16 protein-coding genes are annotated in these 21,055 nt (G+C 42.5%); 4 read left to right on the top strand and 12 right to left on the bottom strand.

The genetic code is table 11. The features are described 5' to 3' along the window. The first annotated feature begins 4 nt into the window (after positions 1–4). The 4 genes from E5331_RS03505 (at position 5) to E5331_RS03490 (ending at position 3,911) form a co-directional block, all read left to right on the top strand. Positions 5–376, top strand: a complete 372-nt coding sequence (locus E5331_RS03505; protein ID WP_123482731.1) for a hypothetical protein — start codon at positions 5–7, stop codon at positions 374–376. Between the two features lie 159 nt (positions 377–535). Beyond that, the gene (locus E5331_RS03500) at positions 536–1,516 is read left to right on the top strand and encodes a Fic family protein (RefSeq protein ID WP_123482732.1); all 981 of its coding nucleotides are present in this window, start codon (positions 536–538) and stop codon (positions 1,514–1,516) included. Positions 1,517–1,531: 15 nt separating this feature from the next. Continuing rightward, positions 1,532–3,214, top strand: coding sequence for an RNA-binding domain-containing protein (locus E5331_RS03495; RefSeq protein WP_135984674.1), 1,683 nt, complete (start codon positions 1,532–1,534; stop codon positions 3,212–3,214). 466 nt (positions 3,215–3,680) lie between these two features. Continuing rightward, positions 3,681–3,911 carry a hypothetical protein gene (locus tag E5331_RS03490; RefSeq protein WP_123484526.1) on the top strand — a complete coding sequence of 77 codons (231 nt, stop codon included), beginning with the start codon at positions 3,681–3,683 and terminating at the stop codon, positions 3,909–3,911. Positions 3,912–3,992: 81 nt separating this feature from the next. Here the strand turns inward: E5331_RS03490 and E5331_RS03485 are convergent, their stop codons facing one another. From E5331_RS03485 to E5331_RS03430, 12 genes are all read right to left on the bottom strand, one after another. Further along, on the bottom strand, positions 3,993–5,975 hold the full coding sequence (locus E5331_RS03485) for a hypothetical protein (RefSeq protein WP_123484527.1): 1,983 nt from the start codon (positions 5,973–5,975) through the stop codon (positions 3,993–3,995). Between the two features lie 3 nt (positions 5,976–5,978). Next, positions 5,979–9,758: a hypothetical protein gene (locus tag E5331_RS03480; protein ID WP_169477660.1), complete on the bottom strand. Its 3,780-nt coding sequence runs from the start codon at positions 9,756–9,758 to the stop codon at positions 5,979–5,981. A gap of 450 nt (positions 9,759–10,208) precedes the next feature. Then, positions 10,209–11,081: a GLPGLI family protein gene (locus E5331_RS03475; RefSeq protein WP_168355126.1), complete on the bottom strand. Its 873-nt coding sequence runs from the start codon at positions 11,079–11,081 to the stop codon at positions 10,209–10,211. 14 nt (positions 11,082–11,095) lie between these two features. Continuing rightward, a complete protein-coding gene (locus tag E5331_RS03470; protein ID WP_123484529.1) occupies positions 11,096–13,675 on the bottom strand; it encodes a carboxypeptidase-like regulatory domain-containing protein in 2,580 nt (859 codons plus the stop codon). Further along, positions 13,672–14,526 (bottom strand): GLPGLI family protein, encoded by an 855-nt coding sequence (locus E5331_RS03465; protein ID WP_168355125.1) that lies wholly within the window; start codon positions 14,524–14,526, stop codon positions 13,672–13,674. Before E5331_RS03465 ends, E5331_RS03470 begins: the two co-directional genes overlap by 4 nt. A gap of 5 nt (positions 14,527–14,531) precedes the next feature. Continuing rightward, positions 14,532–15,386: a GLPGLI family protein gene (locus E5331_RS03460; RefSeq protein WP_123484531.1), complete on the bottom strand. Its 855-nt coding sequence runs from the start codon at positions 15,384–15,386 to the stop codon at positions 14,532–14,534. A gap of 224 nt (positions 15,387–15,610) precedes the next feature. Next, positions 15,611–16,306: a hypothetical protein gene (locus tag E5331_RS03455; RefSeq protein WP_123484532.1), complete on the bottom strand. Its 696-nt coding sequence runs from the start codon at positions 16,304–16,306 to the stop codon at positions 15,611–15,613. Then, positions 16,303–17,283 carry a DUF4249 domain-containing protein gene (locus E5331_RS03450; RefSeq protein WP_123484533.1) on the bottom strand — a complete coding sequence of 327 codons (981 nt, stop codon included), beginning with the start codon at positions 17,281–17,283 and terminating at the stop codon, positions 16,303–16,305. The genes E5331_RS03455 and E5331_RS03450 overlap by 4 nt, the downstream gene beginning before the upstream one ends. Next, a complete protein-coding gene (locus E5331_RS03445) occupies positions 17,271–19,274 on the bottom strand; it encodes a TonB-dependent receptor plug domain-containing protein (protein ID WP_135984672.1) in 2,004 nt (667 codons plus the stop codon). Before E5331_RS03445 ends, E5331_RS03450 begins: the two co-directional genes overlap by 13 nt. Before the next feature lies 1 nt (position 19,275). Further along, positions 19,276–19,737, bottom strand: coding sequence for an STN domain-containing protein (locus tag E5331_RS03440; RefSeq protein ID WP_123484535.1), 462 nt, complete (start codon positions 19,735–19,737; stop codon positions 19,276–19,278). Continuing rightward, on the bottom strand, positions 19,734–20,171 hold the full coding sequence (locus tag E5331_RS03435; protein WP_123484536.1) for a FecR family protein: 438 nt from the start codon (positions 20,169–20,171) through the stop codon (positions 19,734–19,736). Before E5331_RS03435 ends, E5331_RS03440 begins: the two co-directional genes overlap by 4 nt. 112 nt (positions 20,172–20,283) lie before the next feature. Next, positions 20,284–20,784 carry an RNA polymerase sigma-70 factor gene (locus E5331_RS03430; RefSeq protein WP_123484537.1) on the bottom strand — a complete coding sequence of 167 codons (501 nt, stop codon included), beginning with the start codon at positions 20,782–20,784 and terminating at the stop codon, positions 20,284–20,286. Positions 20,785–21,055 lie beyond the last annotated feature (271 nt).

Genomic DNA, 21,055 nt, shown 5'->3' with positions numbered 1-21,055 from the left:
AGTTATGAAATTCTGGAATTATATAGGAGAGTTTTTGTTGTTTCGATGGCTATTTGACAAGCGTAACAGGAATAACAACATAGGCAACGCTCATAGTGTCGATGCAAGTCGCTACTCGGATTGGAGCTATGCAGAGGGGGATAACTTTAGCCCGGTTGATTATCTCCATACCGTCGGTCCCTCATATCGCGGAGCCGACATTTACGATGAAGAAGACGATGCGCTTGATGATTATGACCCGACAGACAGTGATGATTACCAGTCCGATGGCTCCACCAAAACTTACGGCCATTACAGCGACTATGGCTATTCCCAGTCATACGATGATTTCCACGAAGAGCAGGATAACTACGACATGATAGATGATGATTTTTAGAATGACTGATGTATCATGGATAACGGGCAGATAATATTATTTCAGACGCAAGGAGGCGAGACGAAGATTGAGGTTCGGCTTGCCAATGAATCTGTGTGTGTTTCACCGTTGATTATTTAGCATAAATTCAATCACCCGATTAATTAAATAGAGAAAGATATGCAAACGCCTCCTTTTATAGTGTCGCCATTGGCAATAAATCTCATTGCGGAAATTTCGGCTTTGTTGGAGCGGTATGCCATCGCGCTTGAAAACGAGGACGGATTGCGGCTGCGCAAAGCGAACCGTATCAAGACCATACACAGTTCTCTTGCTATTGAAGGCAATACGCTGTCAGAAGATGAAGTAGCGGATATTATCAACGGCAAGAATGTCGTCGCCCCGATTCGGCAGATTCAAGAGGTGAGGAATGCAATAAAGGCGTATGAACTTTATGGCTCTCTAAATCCGTTCAAAGAGTCAGACTTGAAGAAAGCACACTCAGTTATGATGGAGGCGTTGACCGATGATGCCGGACGGTACCGCAACGCAGGCGTTGGCGTTTTCGGCGAAAAGGGTTTGGTACACATGGCTCCGAGTGCGTCGATGGTGCCTCAGCTTATGGGAAACCTGTTTGAATGGCTAAAAAGTTCCCAAGACCATCTGCTGATTCGGTCGTGCGTATTCCATTACGAATTTGAGTTCATACATCCGTTTAGCGATGGCAACGGACGCACCGGGAGACTTTGGCAATCGCTCATATTGGGCAGGCTGAATCCCGTTTTTGAGCATCTGCCGGTAGAGAATATGGTTTTCTCCAATCAGCAACGATACTACGATGCTATTGCCGCATCTACTGCTGCCGGACAATCGGGGCCGTTCATTGATTTTATGCTGACAGAAATCCGTGACACACTGGAAAAGCATAAAACAACAGAGAAAGTTCCTAATAAAGTTCCTGACAAAGTTCCTAATAAATCGGAGACCCATATCCTTGAATTATTGCTGAAATCGCCGCATATAACGGCAGCTGAAATTGCCTCAGAAATAGGGATTACCGACCGTGCAGTAAGAAAGATTATAAGTGCCTTGAAAGGGAAAGGGCTTGTGGAGCGCGTCGGAAGTAACAAATCGGGCTATTGGAAAGTGAATCTCAAATGAAGTTTCATATTGATTATGAATGAGAATAATTTCATCGACATATTTCAATCGTTGATTTCGCATAAAGAAAGTGAGGTCGTGGAGTTCAAGAAGGCGGAGAACAGCTTTGACTTCGATGACTTGGGCAAGTATTTCTCGGCGTTAAGCAACGAGGCGAATCTTCGTGGGCTTGATTTCGCATGGTTGATTTTTGGCTATGACGAGAAGAGGCATGAGATTGTCGGCACATCGTATAAAAACGGAGAGAGTGCACTCAATAATCTCAAGCATGATTTCGCACAGCATACAACTGACGGCCAGACGTTCCGCGAGATTGTTCCGCTTGAAGTTGACGGCAAGCGTATCCTGATGTTCAAGATTCCGGCTTCTCCGCGAAATATCGTGATGAAGTGGAAAGGAATCGCATTCGGTCGCGACGGCGAGAGTCTGAAGCCGCTCAACCAATCAAAGATGGATGAAATTCGGCATCAGACACCGGAACCGGATTGGTCGGCAGAACTTGTACCAAATGCAACAATCGACGACCTCGATGAAGTGGCTATTGCCAAAGCTCGCAAGATGTTCAAGAAAGTACACAGCCGCATACCTGCTGAGGAGGTCAACCGCTGGTCTACAGAAGAGTTCCTTAGCAAGTGTGAGCTGATGGTTGACGGCAAGCTCACACGCGCCGCAATCATTCTACTCGGCAAGATATTCTCTGACAGTAAACTGCGTCCTGCTGTCGCCGAAGTGACTTGGACTCTCCGTGACGAGAAGCAGGATGTGGTTGATTATGAGCATTTCTCCGTTCCATTTATCCTGACGGTCGATGAGATTCTTGCCAAGATACATAACCTGACGTTGCGTGAAATGCCCGGCGGAACGCTGTTCCCTGACACAATGAAACAGTACGACGACTATACCATTCGCGAGGCATTACATAACTGCATAGCACACCAGGATTATACTCTGCGTCAAAGAATTAACTTCGTTGAAAATCCGGGCTTCCTGTACTATGCCAATGGAGGTTCGTTCATCCCAGGCACATTGGAGAATGCACTTGCTACAAACGGCCCGCAGCGATTCTTCCGCAATGCCTGTCTGTGCAAGGCTATGGTTCATTTCAATATGATTGACACCGTGAGCCGAGGAATCAAGAAGATGTTTACAGAGCAGATGGAACGCCGTTTCCCGATGCCCGATTATGAGATTGACAACGAGAAGAAAGAAGTGGCCGTGCGCATCTATGGCAATGCCATCAATGAACGATATACCAAGCTTCTCAAAGATAACAATACCCTGACACTCCACGACTGCATTTCCCTCGATGCCATTCAGAAAGGACACCGTATAGATGAGGAGATAGCGCAAGACCTCATGAAACGCGGACTAATCGAAGGTGAGGCCCCCAACTATACTATCTCCCTCGGAGTGGCGAAAGCCTCCAAGCAGCTCCCCAGCTACACCAAAGCCAAGGGCTTGGACAAATCAAGACTTAAACAAATGATTCTTCAGTTACTGCAAAATGCTGGAGAAGATGGCGCACGACGTGAAACAATATTTGAATACCTCAAGGAAGTATTGCCCTCAAGTAAGACTCAAGAACAGCAGCTTCGCTATTTGGGCCGACTTCTTGTTGAAATGAATGACGAAGGAACAATTGAAAGAAACGGTTTGAAATGGCAGATTGATGAGGCATCCGACCGAAAGGACTCCTAATCCGACCGTTTTTTAAGGCATCCGACCGAAAAGGCGCCTAATCCGACCGTTTTTAAGGCATCCGACCGATTTTTCGGTCGGATGACTCTTGTCAGCTCGCAAGATTATCGCTAATTTTGCAGACGAAAGCAGCAAGCCCGGTGTGGCTTGGAAATGGAGGCTGTGACAGCCTCGAACAACAAGAAAAGACGGTTCCGCCAAGTCAATGACTTACCAAAATCAGGCATGAACCATTTAAACTGCAACTCCTTAATAAACGCATAGTTGCCAACACTGCATCGTACCATGCAGGAGCAAGAACCTACCAAACGAGAACTCGATAAACTGTATGGCTGATTAAAGCGAATGAAATTAGTAGCACAACTATTTGAAAAACATTTTTTATGTACAAGAATCTTTTTTATCTCGACAAAATGTAGGTGTTTAATCAGTCTGTCTAACCGACAGACATCAACTCTTACATTTTATGAGCAGAAGCAAAAGAAAAACTCCCATGAGCACATTCGCCACTTCTCAAAAAGACGACAAGCGAATGGTCAATCGCATCTTTCGTCACAAATCCAAACAAGCTATCAATACTGGCCATGAACCTCCACATAGGCTACGAGAGGTAAGTGACGTATATTGCTTTGCTGGTGATGGCAAAACTTACTGGAGCTTTGATTGGAAAGATATCGAAAAAATTATGCGAAAGTAAAAAGAGGCGGAAATCAACAATTGGTCTCCGCCTCTTTTTTAATATGTTATCCTCATATCAAAAAATGTTCCGGAAATAATCTCACTTATACGTAATCTCACTCCAATGCTTGCTGAAGGCTATCTCTGCTGCATCATCAAGGTATTCGAGTAGGAATTTGAATGGGAATGGATACGTCATAAGTTCATTCCATCTGCCAAAACCAAACTTCAGCATGTCGGCTATCTCCATTATCTGATTCTCTATCTGCTCCGGATGCTCCTTGTGCAAAACAAATATACGTCTCGCCCTCGGCATTTTATCCATCTTATGACTCTTATCCAATTGGATACTGTCATTATTTATTCCCGCAATGTAGGAATATGAAGCATTCGGCTCGCCATCCAATCCTTCCGTATGCCACAAATGGAAACCTACATAACCTCTCAAATATTTACGGGCGACTCTCTTTCTTTTAAAAAAAGCTAATGGATTCTCCCCTTTTGCAATCTCAACATATCCATCGTCAATAAGCGATACGTCAAGCATGGGGATTTCATCTGTGTCAATAATTAGAAAAACGTTTCCATTTTTCTTCATTGCCATATAATCACGGGCTCCCCTTATCTTTTCAAAGTTTGCATAATGCAACTTCTCATTGACAAAACTTTCGAAGTCACATAGGATATCCGATTCTGAGGATTCAGGGAATCCAAAGTCTTTGATATTAATGACATTATCTTTGGCTATTGATAAAGATGCCCCAATCACGTTTCCTCGGTTTATCTTATATCTGATAAATTCCCATTCCTTTAGTAAATCACCCAACTTAGGTGGCAGACTCCGATTAATCAAGCAATCCTTAACCATCAATTCAATCAAGATTCTTCTGGCTTCTGCCTTGCTAATCTTATTTGCCATTCCCTTATCGAATACCTTATGCTGCAAGGCTGTTGCATTGTGAGCCTTACGGTAGTGTGACTGCGTATAATGAGTCATATCTATCTGTTCGCCTATCGGTTCAACAAGTTTTATCAGCATATCATCATTTACGCGTTTCTTCGGGAATCGAAGTATATCTCCGACAACCTGAATAAACTCATTTTGCATCTCAACAATAAGTTCGCCGGATTCCTTAGTGCCAAAAGGATCTTCAAAGGATATATTTTTACCATCAAAATACTCTTTAAGCGAAGCCAACATATCTTTCTCCGGTTTATATTGATCAAAGTGCATTAAATCAAAATTCTCAAAATCAATCTCCAAAACGCCCCTATACTTATCATTTACAGATTCCACCACCTGCGATAGCGCAAATAGTTTCCCATGTATATAGTCTTCCGGTTTGTATGGCCAATACGGAACGATATTACGCTTGTCGGGTAGTATCTTTTTCTTAATATATAGATCTTCTATATTTAAGTCGCTATCCTTTAGATTCCTTATAACAATCGGTTTTACCGATAATCCCGACCACCATTGTCCATAAATATCTTTACTGACCTGAAACACACAGTTTCCATATTTACGCAATTGACCAATGTTTTTGGGGTTGGAAAATGTTGCCGTCTTTGCAGTAAGATTCATATACTCGTTTACTTCAATCTTTAGGCATACTAATTCTTTCCTTGATTTTGATACCAGAAAATTCCTGTCATCACATAGCAGAAGGCTTCCATCATTATACATCATCTTGCCATTCCTAACCTTTCCCAATGAATTGATCGCAAGGGATGCAATGATTCTCTTCCTTAGGCTATCGTCATAATCAGAAAGGTCATCTTCTTTGAAACGGATTTTATCATAGATTCTCAAGCTATTCTTAACCTCCATCACTCTCCCCTTCTCTACAAGAATAAAGAATCTGACGGCAGGATAGCGAAGATCATCCCATCTTGCCCTTATTCCCGTAACAGACAAGCAAACTACATCTGCCAATTGCTCATACGCCAAATTCTTAAATTCCTTATTAAGACTGTAATATGAGATTATAGAGTAGCTGGAGAAAAATCTCTCCATATTTACCTCCACTCTTATCCTATTAGTTGTAAGAGGATAATCATTTATACTATTTACTTCTACCATATCTTAACCATTAATTAATTGTCTTATTCTCTCAATTGCACTTTGTATGACTACGCCATCTTCTGTAATCAGACCTCCAATCTCACGTATACCATCCATCGTTTCCATCCGCATATCCAACAGATTTACAAAAATAATCTCACAATCCAGACTCTTTCTTTTCTCCGCACGTTTTTGGGCAGTCGGCATATCTCCGGGACGATCATAATGTGGGATATCAGGATTCCAGTTTTTAACATCAAAGGCAATTTTATTAGTTCCGTCAGCATTCTTGATGACAAAATCTCCCACTTCATAAACTTTACCCTTGAGGTGAACCAAGTCTTTCTCCGTACAATCGGTATAATGCAAGACAAGGGCCTTAAACGCTTCCTCTCCTATCTCTCCAGCATAATCATACGCCAAAATATTAGGATGGAGAATCAATCCCTCACTTTTCCATTCGGTGGCATATCCGTTTGAAATAAAATATTCCCGGATCACATTGTTTTTCATTAGCACGTCTAATCTGACTGTTGATGGAGACATCGGATATACATTGCCTTTATTTATGGGACATATTCTCTTGCCATCCATCCCATATATAAATTCATTGGATCCGTTTTGTATCCAATCGCCATAACATTTGGTTCTGAACGTCAGTCTCTTCTCCTCCTCTGTGAGGTCATCCAACGATGATATTACCGGTTTGCTTATTATCAACTTCTTATAACTTTGAATCATCATTTGACTTGCCATTACATTATAAGAAATATCTTCCTCCTCCTCATCATCAGAGTCATTATCATTGTACGGATGGGGAGTATATTTTAATGCAATTTCCCGAATCCTATCCAATTGACCTTGCACATAATTTGCATTATTACAGCGAATCACTTCATCCGGATTATCTGATTTTTCCCTCTCATAAGAATGAGTCAGCACATATTGCACCAGCTCCTTAAATTCCTTTGTAAGGGATTTGTCTAAAACTGACTTGTCAAAGAATGGAGTCATTGACCTATCATACAATATATATGTAGTATGTGGCTTATTTCTCGTCCTGCACAACCGCCCTATCGCTTGTTCTACAACAGTCTGCACCCAAGCGGACTTATCCCTGGTTATTCCAGGATTATTCTTTTCGCCAAAATAAAATTTATTTGACAAAGCGTTTCCCATCCAACTTGCGACATCCTCTTTTGAAAGGCAACCACGTTCGTACAACATCATTAATACCAGCATAGCATTATACAGACTTCTTTCATAAGTCTGTTCATTGCCATCCTCGTTTATCATCATATATCCGGCAGGGGCTTGCAGATAAACCGCATCCCAATCCTTTTTAAGTTTTTCATCTGACGAATCCCAATTATCTCCGGCAATATAATCCAATCCGTAGGGGATGCTATATTGCAAATTGGCACCTGCCTTGAAACTTCCATAAGCTGAAACAAGCATTATCTTTGCCTCATTGTCTTCACCCAATTCTTTCAGGATAGATGTCTCGACCTCTTCCCAATCCTTTGAGATACGGATATGCTTGTTTTCCCAATCCGATGGAATCTCAATATCCAATTCGGGATAATCCTTGTATGAACCATCTATCATACAGCATATAACGTTAATCTGATTGCGGTCTTTATCTCCTGTCCTGTTCTGAAAATAAAGCATACTATGTATATCGTCATGAGTATAAAACCAATGATATGCCTCTATAAACTGAAACAGACGATAAATCTGAAAGGATACATCTTTTGCAGACTGATCCGGCTGTAAATTCCTACTAAGATCCCGAATGGTGATGCGGAACCATTTCTCAATCAGACCCTCTTCCTGTGCCTCTTTTGAAAACATTTTCTTATATTTCTCAGGAATCTCATATCTATTGGGATCATTTTTTGGATATTGAAATTTTTCCAAAGGAACAATTTCCACTTTATGTCCGGAAGGATAGGTCTGTGACACCAATTTGTCGAAAGTATGTTTTTCATCAATCAACAAATTATGCACCTTGTTTCCAAGTATCTGTTTCAAATACTTTATATCATAGTTGCTTACAACCGATCTTCCTGATGCAGTCGCAGAACATAACACAACTGACGCCCCCGATGAATTTGCAAGATTGACAATGATTTTCTCTGGAGTTGTGGTTATCTCTCTGCATGAAAGTCTGACCCTATGCAGATTATCACGTTCGTCAACCTCTTCCTGAAAAAATTGAACACCTTGTGAATATACCGAGAAGTCAGGCAGTTTGATATCACCCTTACTACCCTTTATGCTAATATTTTTTCTATTCGTCATGAACTCATACATCTGCTGTTCGAATTGGTACTCAGACGTAGTTTCAAATCTGGAGAACAGTGTATGTATCTCCCGTTCAAGGGTAGGATAACTGAGATACTGATTTTGCGTAGCCGTATTATTTGCCACAGCCTTTATCTCTTCTTCAAAAGTTTTACGGCTGTTTCCTAATGCCTTTGTTATCACATTGCGAAACTGAGATTTTATTGCTGTAGTATTTCCCGATACCAACGAAAGGAATCTATCCATTGTCACAACAACTACATATTTTGATTTTAGCTTTTCATCATCATCAGTATGCACAAGACGGAAATGCCTGTCTCCTCTCTTATAGCAAATGAATGAACGTATCTTATCACCTTTATCTCCTTTTTGTGAAACATTCAGTCTAAAGATCGGTCCGGAGAAAAACACACCTCTTCTATAATTATCAAGGCTTGAAACATCTTCAAGGAATATATTCTTATAAGGCTTTATATCTTTAAAAATTTGTTTCCAATTTGTCTGCGTGATTACCTGCGCTCTATCAATACATTTCTCCAACAATGCGCCATAATATTCATTAGAAATATGCTCAGGAATATCGATAAGATTCTTATATTGCAGATAACCATTATAGCCTTTTGCAAACCGTTTGTAATCACCGGTACTTTGGATAGCTTGATCAATAATAGCATTCCGCATACATACGGCAGCCTGATCAGATTCATCAAATAAAATCAATGTCTTTTTCTTTTCAACAAAATTTGCCAACTGAACCTTTTCCGTCAAAATCGGATCAATTCCATACATTGCTTTGTGCACAGTCATGACAAGCACCCTCTTACTCTTGTAATCCACCTGTGGAAACACATCCTTCAGGGCAGGGAATTTTTTTAATATAACTTCCACCGACACTTTTCTACCAGATCGAGTATTCTCCAGATATTTCTTATAGGTATCGAAAAACGTTCTGACAGCTCTACGCAAATTCGATTCACTCTCATTTATCTGTCCTTGAAGATATTCATTCCTACCATTTGGCTCAATTGTAGTCAAAAGTCCGGAAAGTCCATTAAAAATCTTTTTAACTAAATTGTAATTATACTTGAGTTGATTGACATTATAGTTGCCTTTCTTCAATTCTCTTATTCTACATGACATCTGATCAAGCAACTCTTTGAAACTTCCACTCCTTACAGCTTTAGCTATCACTTCGGGATTATTCTCAATGACAAGTTTATCCGTCGGCTTAATAAGACTATTAACCGAATTTATAAATCGGTCAATTTCTCGGTTCATGCCCTCCACAAGTTTATTTTGGACACAAAGAATGACAATACGGTCAAAATAATCCGGATAGTACTCACAAGTGAGTTTTCCTATCGTGTAGGATTTCCCACCACCGGTTGCAATATCGCAAATATGCACACCTGATGCAATATACGTTTTGAATATATTCTCAACGTGTTCACCAAGTAATTCCTTATGGCTTCTGTTTCCTATTGAGTTTTCCATATTTATTTCTTATAAATTTAGACAACTTCACTATGACTAATCAATTGGATTTCGTTATTTCTATAGAACGCTCCAATTAATATTCATACTACAAAGTTATATATATTTCCTCTAATTTTGAAAATAATTTATTGAAATAATTTCATCCACGATATTCTATTTATATATAAATTATTATACATCAATAAATTATGCAACATCAAATTTATCTTGATTAATCGGGATTTTATTTCAATCATAAGAGAACAATCAATAAAATACAATATTTACGTAGACATCACTACTATTCAAGAATTTCCTTATCAGAATGGATTGTGTCAGATATTATGAATAAAGAAAGACCGACCACTTTGAAGTAGCCGATCTTAAATATTTCGCACAATAACGGATTTATTGACTGATTAGAATTTATATGCAGCTCCTATGAAACCGGAGTGCGTAATGTATTTTTCATTCATGATAATCGGTTTCTAAAAAATCCACTTCATAGTCTTTGTCGTCATCCGTATAGTCTTGTTTTATCTCTATTTTTTCACCGCTTGGAGTGTTGCTTATTAAAGCGTTAACCATAGGAGTGCCGTTTGTGAGATAATTACGCATACCTCGCAACATATCCTTACGCTTCATCTTGTCATATTTTTTCCGACTATAAACCGGAGGAATCGGTTGATCACAGATTTCAATACCCTCGGCAATGAATTGGTGTTGTCCACTGTTTTCGCTTGCTTCAAGAATTAACCCGGGAAGTCCGCAAAGTTTCCACGGTCCATCCTGGATTGGAATATCCGGAGTAAACCACACTGTCCAATGCCTTCCATGATAATCGGTTTCAGCCATGACACATTCGTAGTTTAGGATTGTCTTGGTGGAATAGCCAATTTCCCATTCCATTTCAGCAAACGGTGCGGAATAATATCCATATTCAAGCATCCCTGCCACGTCATAGACTGTGACATCGGATGTAGCGGAAGATTTAATCACATATAAACTCCCGTTACTTGTCGGATAAGCATTATGGTCTCCGGTCGCAATTGCCTTTTTAACTCCCTCATCCATAAGTTTGTTGTAAATCCGTTCCCCAGACGGGGTGGATTTAAGCGAGTCTATATATTCGGTGCACGGACTGAAAAATTTTGAATAATCGTTGTTGGCAAGAAGCACCATCTGATATTTATCATCATAGGCTTTGGCATCGATTTTCAACCGCTTGTGCGGATATGTATAAGTCACACGTATCTCAGCACGTGGATAATCCTTCTTCTTAGCCGATGCAGGAAAGAGAGTGGCAAGTAGAAATATGGATACTATAAGTCCAGTTTTCATCTGTATGTTGCTTTTCATTTTCTAAGGGATATTGAGATGAGCAGCTCGCGACCACGCAGCCAACGTTGTGACTCAAAAGAGGTGAGCTGGTTGTATGTGGTGTAGTTGTATGTCCTTTCGTTGAGGATATTGTTGAGCATCGCCGACAGTTCGATGCGCTTTGACATCTTGAACACAATCTTCGTGTCGAGCATGAGCACATTTTTGTATGTTCCGGCTGTCAGTTCGTTACGGTAATGCTCACCGCTTATGCGCCACTCCCATTTGCTGTGCGGCAGGATGTTTATGAGAAGTGAATTCTCCATGCTTCCAAGCCAGGAGTTCTTCAAGCCGTTCATCGCCATGCGGCTTGATGAGAAGTCTATAGCATAGTCAAATGAGAACCAACGCACGGGCATACCGTTGATTTTACCTCCGACCGACCACGATGTGCCTACATTGTTGATGGTGCGGTTCTCGGATATGAGATGCGACTCATTGCGGCTGAAGGAACCGTTGACGTTCATGCTGCCACGCATAAAGTCGAGAGTCTTTCCGATACTGCCGTTTGCCATGAGCATCCTGCCGTCATTCTTGGCATCGGTGTAGGAATATACCACGTAGTCACCGTATAGCTGCTGAGCCATCGTATATGGCAGATGCGACCATGACTGCAATACCATTGCATTGGCAAACACACCATTACGGGTATGCTTATAGGATAAGTTTGCCGATATTCTCTGCGATGACGAGTTATAGAAATTGTCAACCCCTTGCCGGAACGAGCGGTAGTTGGTCATGATATATCCCGGCTGGATAAGGTTGAGATTCATCGGCGAACGACCGGTGCCGCCACGCAAGGAGAATGAAAAGCGGTTGTTCGGCTTCCAGTTCATATAGAGCGATGGCGAAAAATATACTTCCGAGCGGTTGGCGAGAGCCTTGTCGAACGCATAGTGTGCAAAACTAACAGGAGCATCCAGGGAGAAATTCACGCGCTTCACCCAATACTCGAATTTAGGTGTGGCATATACGGTGAGATAATTTGTATTCATTACGTTTTCAGTCATCCCCGGTATCTCCTCCGGCATGTCGGGGAGTTCGGTGTTTAGTGAGCGTAGATAGCCCTTCACTCCCCCCTCAAGACTGACCGTTATCCCCTTGACCGAGAACGCGTATGCTGCGCTCTCGTTGGTATAGAAGGCATGGTCCGCTATATGCTGGCGCAACCGGTTTCCGGTCATAGACACGTTGAGAGTCTGCGGCAGCGACTCCCATTCGTTGTCAGCCTTGAATGTAACCAGATGTTTCCCTTTGAAGCGTTTTATCATCTTGAATTCGTTGGCAACGTAATAATCGGGCAGCGATGCCGACTGGTCGTTGGGCAACGAGCCTGCAACCCCGAGGCGCACATCATCCCAGTCGATATTGGTGGTGAGGGTATTATTGATGAAGTTCGTCCTCTTATTCACCTCATAGATGAACTTGCCGGAAACAGCGTGCGAGCGGTCGCGCCCGTCGCGGTTCTCCGTCACTACGCGATCCCCGCTTTCAAGAAAATAGGTAGTGACGTTTGCCGCCTGTGCAGTCATGCGATTGAAGGAATAGTCTATCTGTGCCTTAAACTCACCGTTTTTCAGTTTCCAAAGGTTATTGGTCGACACCAATACGGAGCGGTTAAAGAGTGTGCGTTTGCTACTCAAAGATGGCACACCGGGGAGCGACACGCCCACATAGCGGCTCAATCCCGTCTCCCTGCGCGAGGCAAAGAAATCGGTAGAGTTTGACGACAGGTCCTCGCCGATATTGTTAGTCTTTAACGTGGTTATGTTCTGAAAACCCGCCATCACCGCCATCGCGAAGAGTTCGCCGTCCCATACTGCACCCTCCGGCTGCCATGCGTAGCCGGCTCCGGCATCGCCGTGGACGCTCCACGTCGCCTTTGCCTTGTTCTTCAGCTTGAGGTTGATCGCCGCCTTGTCGGAGAAACTGATTCCCGAAAGCACCTGCATCGGCTGATGGTTCTCCATCACCTCCACCGCACCCACATCATCATGATTTATTCCGTTGGTGGCGATGCCGTACTTTCCGCCAAGCAGATCGGAGCCCTCGATATAGAACTTGTTGATATCCTCCCCCTGATACTGTATCTTCCCGCTCTTGCTGACGTCGATGCCGGGCATACGTTTCAGGACATCGCCGATGCTCCGATCCTGCGCCTGTGCGAAGCTCCCGACATTGTAAGTAATCGTATCCCCTTGCTCCCGTATACGGTCGGCTTTCACCGCCACCTCCTTCAGCATGGTGGAGGAATGTTCCATGACTATTGTCATCGGTAGCTGCACACTATCGAGTTTCACCGTCTGTTTTGCGAAACCCATCATCGACACATCAAGAGTGAAACCCTTGATGGTCGGTGTGGATATTTCAAACTCGCCATTTGCCTTGGTAGTACCATATTTCTTGATCTTCCCTTCGGCATTACGGAGAATAACGGATGCTCCGGTCAGCGGTTCATTTGTGGCTTCCTCCACTACTCTTCCCGTCACATTGACCTGCGCCGCACAATTCAGCATAACGAAAATGAGTATCAATATCAGCGTGAATTTTTTCATAGGTCGTGAGGATAATTTCGTTCTTCTTTATCGTACATCACAGGTTTCCGCTTTTCATTTGTCTGTGCCGGTCCCACACCATAAGCCGCCTGTATCTTGGCAGCGAAATTCGAGTGCTTATACTTCCACCAGTTATTAAAGAATTTGTCACGAGTAACGGTGGAATAACCACGCTTATCATCGTATGTGAAGATACCGACCTCGGCATTTGGATTCTGCATCAAACCCGTGGCTTCAAATATATAATCACTGTTTGCATCATGTGCTTCAAGAATCAAGCCCGGCAGTCCGCAGAGTTTCCACGGGCCTTCCTGAACAGGAATCTCAGGGGCGAACCATGCAGTCCACGTCCTGCCGCGGTAATTAGTCGTTGCCTTGACACATTCATATCCAAGCACTACCTTTGTGCTGTCGCCTATTTCCCATACGGGCTTTTCCCAATCCTCGGAATACTGCCACTGTTCCATATCGAAATAGCACCGTTCGGTAACTTTCTCTTCCGGGATATTCTTATAAATGTAAGACCAATAATGTCCGCACGGCAACTGCTTAGTAACTCCTTTTTCACTCATAATTCTCGCTCGGTCCATTGCCCAGAAAGTAGCCGGATCGCACCTCATTATAGAGTCTTGCCATAATCTCTTGACTCCGCAGAAAACAGACTTGTCCTTACCTATGCGAAGCATCACCGGATCCTTGAAATGTCCTTTGTCATGGTCGGTGGAATCATGATATTCTGTCCTGTCATAATGAACCTCCAGTATTGCAGGCTCCGCATCTTTCACATAGTCGTTGGCAAATGCTGTCAAGGCAATTGATATTACCATCGTTGTGTAAATAAGTCGTTTCATATTCATTAGTGATAATCGGATTCAAGAAAATCTATTTTTGACTCCTCCTCGTTTTTGATGTGATCTTTACCGAGGTTGATACCTATTGCCGCAGAATTTATGGAGCTGCTGTGATCCAAATAATTGCGATACTGCCGAAGCATCTCCATTCGCGACATCTTGTCATATTGCCGATAAGGATAGATCGGATATATCTCTTGATTTGAAGCCTCCAAGCCCGTTGCTACAAAACTGTGTTGTCCTGTTGACTCTTCCGCTTCCAAAATCAAGCCTGGCAATCCGGTGAGTTTCCACGGACCCTCCTGCAATGGTATTTCCGGTGTGAACCATGCTGTCCAATGCCTGCCGTGGTAATCCGCCGTCGCTATGGTACACTCATATCCGAGCACGTTTTTAGTGGAATCTCCGATTTCCCACTGTATTTCGCCAATAGGCTCTGTGTAATAGCCCTGTTCAAGTGATCCGGCTTTGTCATATACAGTCATTTCATTGTCCGGTTTTGAACGGAAAACATATAGAAAAGTTTGATACACCACCGAACTCATCGCACTCCTATCCTTTGTCTCCATATATCGTTTTATAGCATCGTTAAAAAGTTCTTTCTCAACAACACGTCCCTGTGGAGTTGACTGTAATGAATCCTTGAACTCTGTTTTCGGACTATAAAACTTTGACTGCTCTTTATTTGCGAGAAGCACAAACGGTATCTCTCTTTTTATTATGCCGTCAGAGCCACGCACAAAAGTTTCGTTATAAGTATAACCCACTTTTATTTCAGCACGAGGATATTCCTTCTTCTTCGCCAATGCGGTGAAGGGAGACGTCAACAGACAGATGGATATTATAAGTTTTGTTTTCATTTGCTTATTGGTAGAGATTATAGTTTATAAATAAATTCCTCACGTCATGGCAAATAACAATGGGCGATGATCATTTCAAGAAGGGAGCGCGTTAGTCTTCAAGTTCTTTTCTGCATCAACGAAATTTACCGTTGGCAAAGTTAAAAAGAATTCTTTATCCTTCCAAATTTTCAACGTGGAATATCGTCAAAAAAAATATATATGGCTTCCTAATCGTTGATAGATTAGAATTTATATGCCCCGCCAATGAAACCGGAGTGGGTGATATATTTGTCAGTAACAGGATTACCCAAATGGTTTAATGGATAGCCCGAATAGAGACTAAAGTTTGAGATTCCATATCCGATAGTGAAAATAAGCCTGTCAATCTGCATGTTTATACCCCCTTTGAAATCCCAGTTGAAGTATTCGGCACGTTTGCTTCCACTTGCTCCTGGAGAAAGGACTATGCCTGGTTCTGCAAACAGGTAAAATCCTGCATCTTGACTCTTCCAATGTATCAGTTGCGGTGATCTCAACACGACTGAAGATGTGAATTTGAATCTCGCTGCATAGTGATGATGTGTTTCCAACTCATCTTTTCCCCAATCTCCAAACTCCTCAATTTCCGAGGCAACTCCCAACTGCATCTTGACTCCAATGAATTGCATTTGGAAATATGCAATACCAAAATCAAATTGATAGCCATCGTTATTGAGTCCGGCTACAAAGCTGCCTTCCCAATGCTTATGACCATCATCAGTCAATATCGATTGAGAAAAAATAGGGTTAGTGCTTATCATCATAATTATGATAAGCACTAATATCTTATAGTCAAATATACTCTCCGCCATTACCATCTGCGATGATTTGAATCTGATAGATGCAAGCGACAGGATGGAGATAATAGCCACCATCAAAAATTTAATTCTTGTAATCATTGGTTATCGTCATTGTGGGTTATTATTGTTTCTTTTATGAAATCTGTTAAGTCTATATGATACTCATTTTTTGACTGCGCCGCGACAACTCCAGCTCCAGATGTGCAGTTGCTGTAACCCCAGATAGGCTCCCCAAAGCCATAGTCGCTAAATTCGGTCAGAGTGCCGTTGTCGCGCTGCCACACATAGTTCACCCAGTTATAGTAAGAGGGAGAGATGGAATGAATCACAAGGATAAAGTCGCAATCCAGCAAATCATCAAGGCTACCTCTGAACCAGCAGTTGTTGAACTGGAGATTGAGCGTATATGCCTTTTCTGAAAACTGACGGTCGGTGAAGAATGTAAAACCATAGGCATCCCCACCCATTATGGATTCGAATATTCCTATATGCTCACTGAATATCGGTTCCATATCATATTGCAGGTCACTTACTCCAATGCTTAATGACTGACCGGAATCCAATTCATCATCTTGTTCCAAATCCGACATTTCTATCCTTGACGAGAACTTATAGTAGTTCTCTCCTACCGGATCGGCAATAGTAAGTTTTACTCTCAGACGGAACCTAATGTCGTTATATCCATGTTCATTACTCCAGCTGCTGACATCAGAAGCTTCCCATTTTACCTTCTCGATAGGCACTTCATTGGGCACAGTGACCTCTGCATGGACTGACCCTATAGATTTGCTTTGGGCTACAATTCTTATCTCATCCCCTTCTTTGGGAATATAGGAGGCGAGCTGTAGCTGTCCATTTGCATAGATATTGACCGTAGCGTCCTTTACTCCTGAATCATCGGATGTATCTGTATAGAGACGCGATTTGGATACTGAAACTTCTATCGGCTCTCCGGCAGTGACAAGGGAATTTACACAAAGCACAGCCGCATGCGGCATACCGGGCGTGAATGTCTCTTCACATGCCGTCAGTATAGAAAGTAAAAGAAAGAGAAATATCTTTTTCAGAAAAGCCATGTGTAGGAAATTGAAGGTATTACAGGTAATAATTTAACTTTCTTGAACACCGGTTGATAACTAATAGAATAACTATCCGGAGTGATATGTTCCACTTTCTGCTCGCCACGCTTGACTGCCACGGTGTTCATGTGACAATATGCGTTGTATAGTCCGAAAGTCCAGTAGCCATGCCTATTATTCACCACGCAACTTAAATCGAGTCTGTGATAAAAAGGCAATTTGTAACTATTTATCTCGGCTCGCAGTGGCGATTCGCCACCCATCCATTCAGAATCGTCAAACAGCGGTCCGTCCCACACTTGATTGAGAAGCGTGAAGCGATTGCCGGAATGACCGATCCATGAGGCATTAAGCTGCACCTTGCGGTTAATATTCCAGTTGAGCATCACGTTTATGGTATGCCTATTGTCGAATTTTGCAGGAAAAGTGCGACCTCCGTTTTTATTGGCGAATGTGCGGTCAGCCCAGGCAAGCGAATAGGATATCTGTCCGGTGACTTTTCCAAACACCTTTTCCACTTTGAAATCCACACCTTTTGCTGTGCCTTTACCGCTGCAAAGCTGTGCGTTCCACATATCGAGAGGCGGACGAAGGTAATACTCATCACGATAATCAATAAGATCACACATCCATTTCCAGTATCCCTCTACGGAAGCGGCAAAGGTTCCTTCTGGCGATTGCCAGTAACCTCCGACAGATATTTTATCAGCTGTCTGCGGCTTAAACTTCCCTGTTACTGGAATCCATTGGTCAGTCGGGAGTGAGAGATAGCTCTGGTTCAACTGATGCACGTATTGTGTTGTCCGGGTATACGCACCTTTCACAGCCCAATTCTCAGAAGGTCGATAACTGACGGAGATTCGGGGCGATATGCCGTGACTGGTCTTGGCATCAATGTTAAATAAAGAGGCATGAATCCCTGCGTTCATTCTGACCTTATCACTTATTCTCCAGTCATCCTCAATATAGACATTCAACTCATTCGCACCATACGCCCATGTGGAATCAAGCGATTCCAATCTTGTATCTTCCACTTCGTAAAACCTCAACGTCCGGGCAGGAAGAAAGGAATGTCTGACATAATTGGCTCCGAAGCGCACCCTGTTGTTGTCATTCGGGCTCCAATCAAAATCACCTCTGAGAATCCAGTCGTTTATATTGTTGTCGGTGCTGAGCACACTGTTGCTCTCCTGAATATGATTCTGTGCTCTGTCGATATAGTTGGAAACGTGCTTCATACTTGAGAAGAATCTGGTATAAGCGGCTGTAAATTCAGCCGACATACCGGAGTTGAGACGGTAATTCAAACCGGTCTGCACCAGAAGATTTCCCCAGTGCATATCATACTTCTCATCCCAGAAATCTCCGCACGCATCTTTATTGTCAATGCCTTTTTCCTTCGTACCGGTTTTCAATTTGTCGTCTCCGAAGTAGACGCTGACAAAAGCATTGGCATTTGGAGAAAAGAGATGATTGACTCTGGCGTTGAAATCCATGAAATAATAGTTAAACCGCATCTTCTCATCCTCGTTCTGGGAGTTTGCTATCGCCACAAGAGGAATGCTCAGGACATCAAACCATGATCGGCGCAGTCCGACGAGATACGTTGTCTTCTTCCCTATCGGTCCGGAAATATTGAAAGCACCCGATGTGATACCGAGTCTCGCACTGCCGTGGTGTCCGTCACGGTTGCCGTTCTGGAGCCTTACATCCATGAATGAAGACAGACGACCGTCATATTTCGCAGGGATTGACGATTTGAAGAAATCAATATACCTGATTATGTCGGGATTGAACGCCGAAAATAATCCGGCAAAATGATTCACTTGATATAAAGGCACATTCTCAAGCATATACAGATTTTCATCCGCGTTGCCGCCATGCACATACATCCCTGCCATACCTTCTATACCCTCCGCCACTCCGGGTTGGGTCTGCAAGGTCTTGACGACATCTGCCTCTCCAAACAGTACGGGAGTGTTGCGCACCTCACTTGCTGTGACTTTTTTTCGCTCCTATATATGAAGTTTCAACCGCCGGGTCTTCAAGACGCGATAACACAACCACCTCATCAAGCATGGTGGATTTTATTGATAGTGGCGGAAGTTCTACCTTATAAGGGTCCATATTCCGAGATTTCGTTTTAACCGTAGCTTTCTTCTTGGCTTTACGTTTGAGTATGACATTATTTCCCTTTATCTTATATTCAATATCCGTTCCGGCGAAAATGTCGGAAAGCACCTGCTTCAATGGTTTGTTTTTAGCCTTCACAGAAACTTTCATATCCTTCAAAAGTTCTGAGGAATACACGAAATTCTTGCCGGTCTGCTCAATAAGCGACCTGAATACAGTGGCGGCAGGTTGGTTGACTGAGTTGACTGAAACTTTCTGCGCATCAACGGTCAATATCATCGTGGAGAGAATCACAAATAACAGAAGATACCGTCTCATTCCTTTATAGTCATGTTAATGTCGAGAATGTCGTTTATTGTCTCCACAAGCTCCATTGGATTCCCCTCATAATGGAGCGACAGGCGGTAGTTATCCGCATTGTCAGGCAGATTAACCACCTCCACGCCATACACTTCCCTTATCCTATCCACTACCACCGGTAGCGGAGTATCCTCAAAATCTATGATCCTGACAACTTCTCTTGGATTCACGGGCTGATTCTGTGGAATCCCGACATTAGTCTCGGAAATGGAGACGTGATGATATATGACTGCCGCAGTGCCAGTCAATACAACAAATGATGCTATAGCGGCTGCAATACGCATTCGTCTCACACGGAAAGACGATGCTATGCCAAGTCGTTTCCATCCTTTGTCAGCAGAAAATCTGCCCTTACGATATCGTTTCGCTATGTAGGACACTTCTTTTTCCATTGATGTTATCAATTATAATGATGTTGCCAATTATAATGAAGCCGACGTCATTGTCACTTCATTTATATGACACACCTCTTTGAGAGAAGTCCTATCCTGTGGACAAAAATTTTTAAAGAAATGGCAAAAAGAATGGTCTGTGTCCTTGCGACAATGCCTCGCGCAGACGGCTTAATGCCTTTGTCATCTGGTTCTTGACTGTTTTTATTGATATGCCTAACTCATCCGCTATTTCCTGATTGGAAAATCCGTCGCGCTTACTCATCAGAAAAATCTCTCTGCATTTTTCAGGAAGACCGTCAATCGCTTTCCATATTCTTGCATCCCGGATTGACGTGTCGATTGCCTCCTCGCTGATTTCAGGTATAGCATCGATATCTTCAAAATTGTTCTTCCTACGCAGAAAGTTCACACACTCGTTCCTGACACTACGGTAGATGTAAGAGTTGAAATTCTCCACAATAGTCCCAGAAGAAATTGTCTGCCAAGCCTTCAAGAAAGCCTCCTCTACAATATCCTCCGCATTATCTTCATCATCGATAATGCGAAGGGCATACATACCTAACTGTAGATACAGTTTTCTGAAATGATATTCAAACTCTCTTACAGTCATAAGCTAAACATTCTTCCATTATAATATGGCATATTGTCTGTCCCGGCGGGACAGACAATATCAATAAACTGAATCTTAACACAAACAGGACATAATGATACGAGTAATATACCAAAATTTCTTATCCTTATTGATTTATTTGTTGCCATATTCTTAAGACGCTAATCTGCCTAAAAAGTCCTATATAAAAATGCAAAAATAAAAAAAATTAAGATATAATTTATACTTATAAAGTTCTAACTTTATTTCAAAATACCGGAATTGACACAGT

It is taken from the genome of Lepagella muris (assembly GCF_004793975.1).
Lineage (GTDB): Bacteria > Bacteroidota > Bacteroidia > Bacteroidales > Muribaculaceae > Lepagella > Lepagella muris.
The sequence above is the reverse complement of the archived record's forward strand: the minus strand, read 5'-3'. Positions and strand labels throughout refer to the sequence as shown.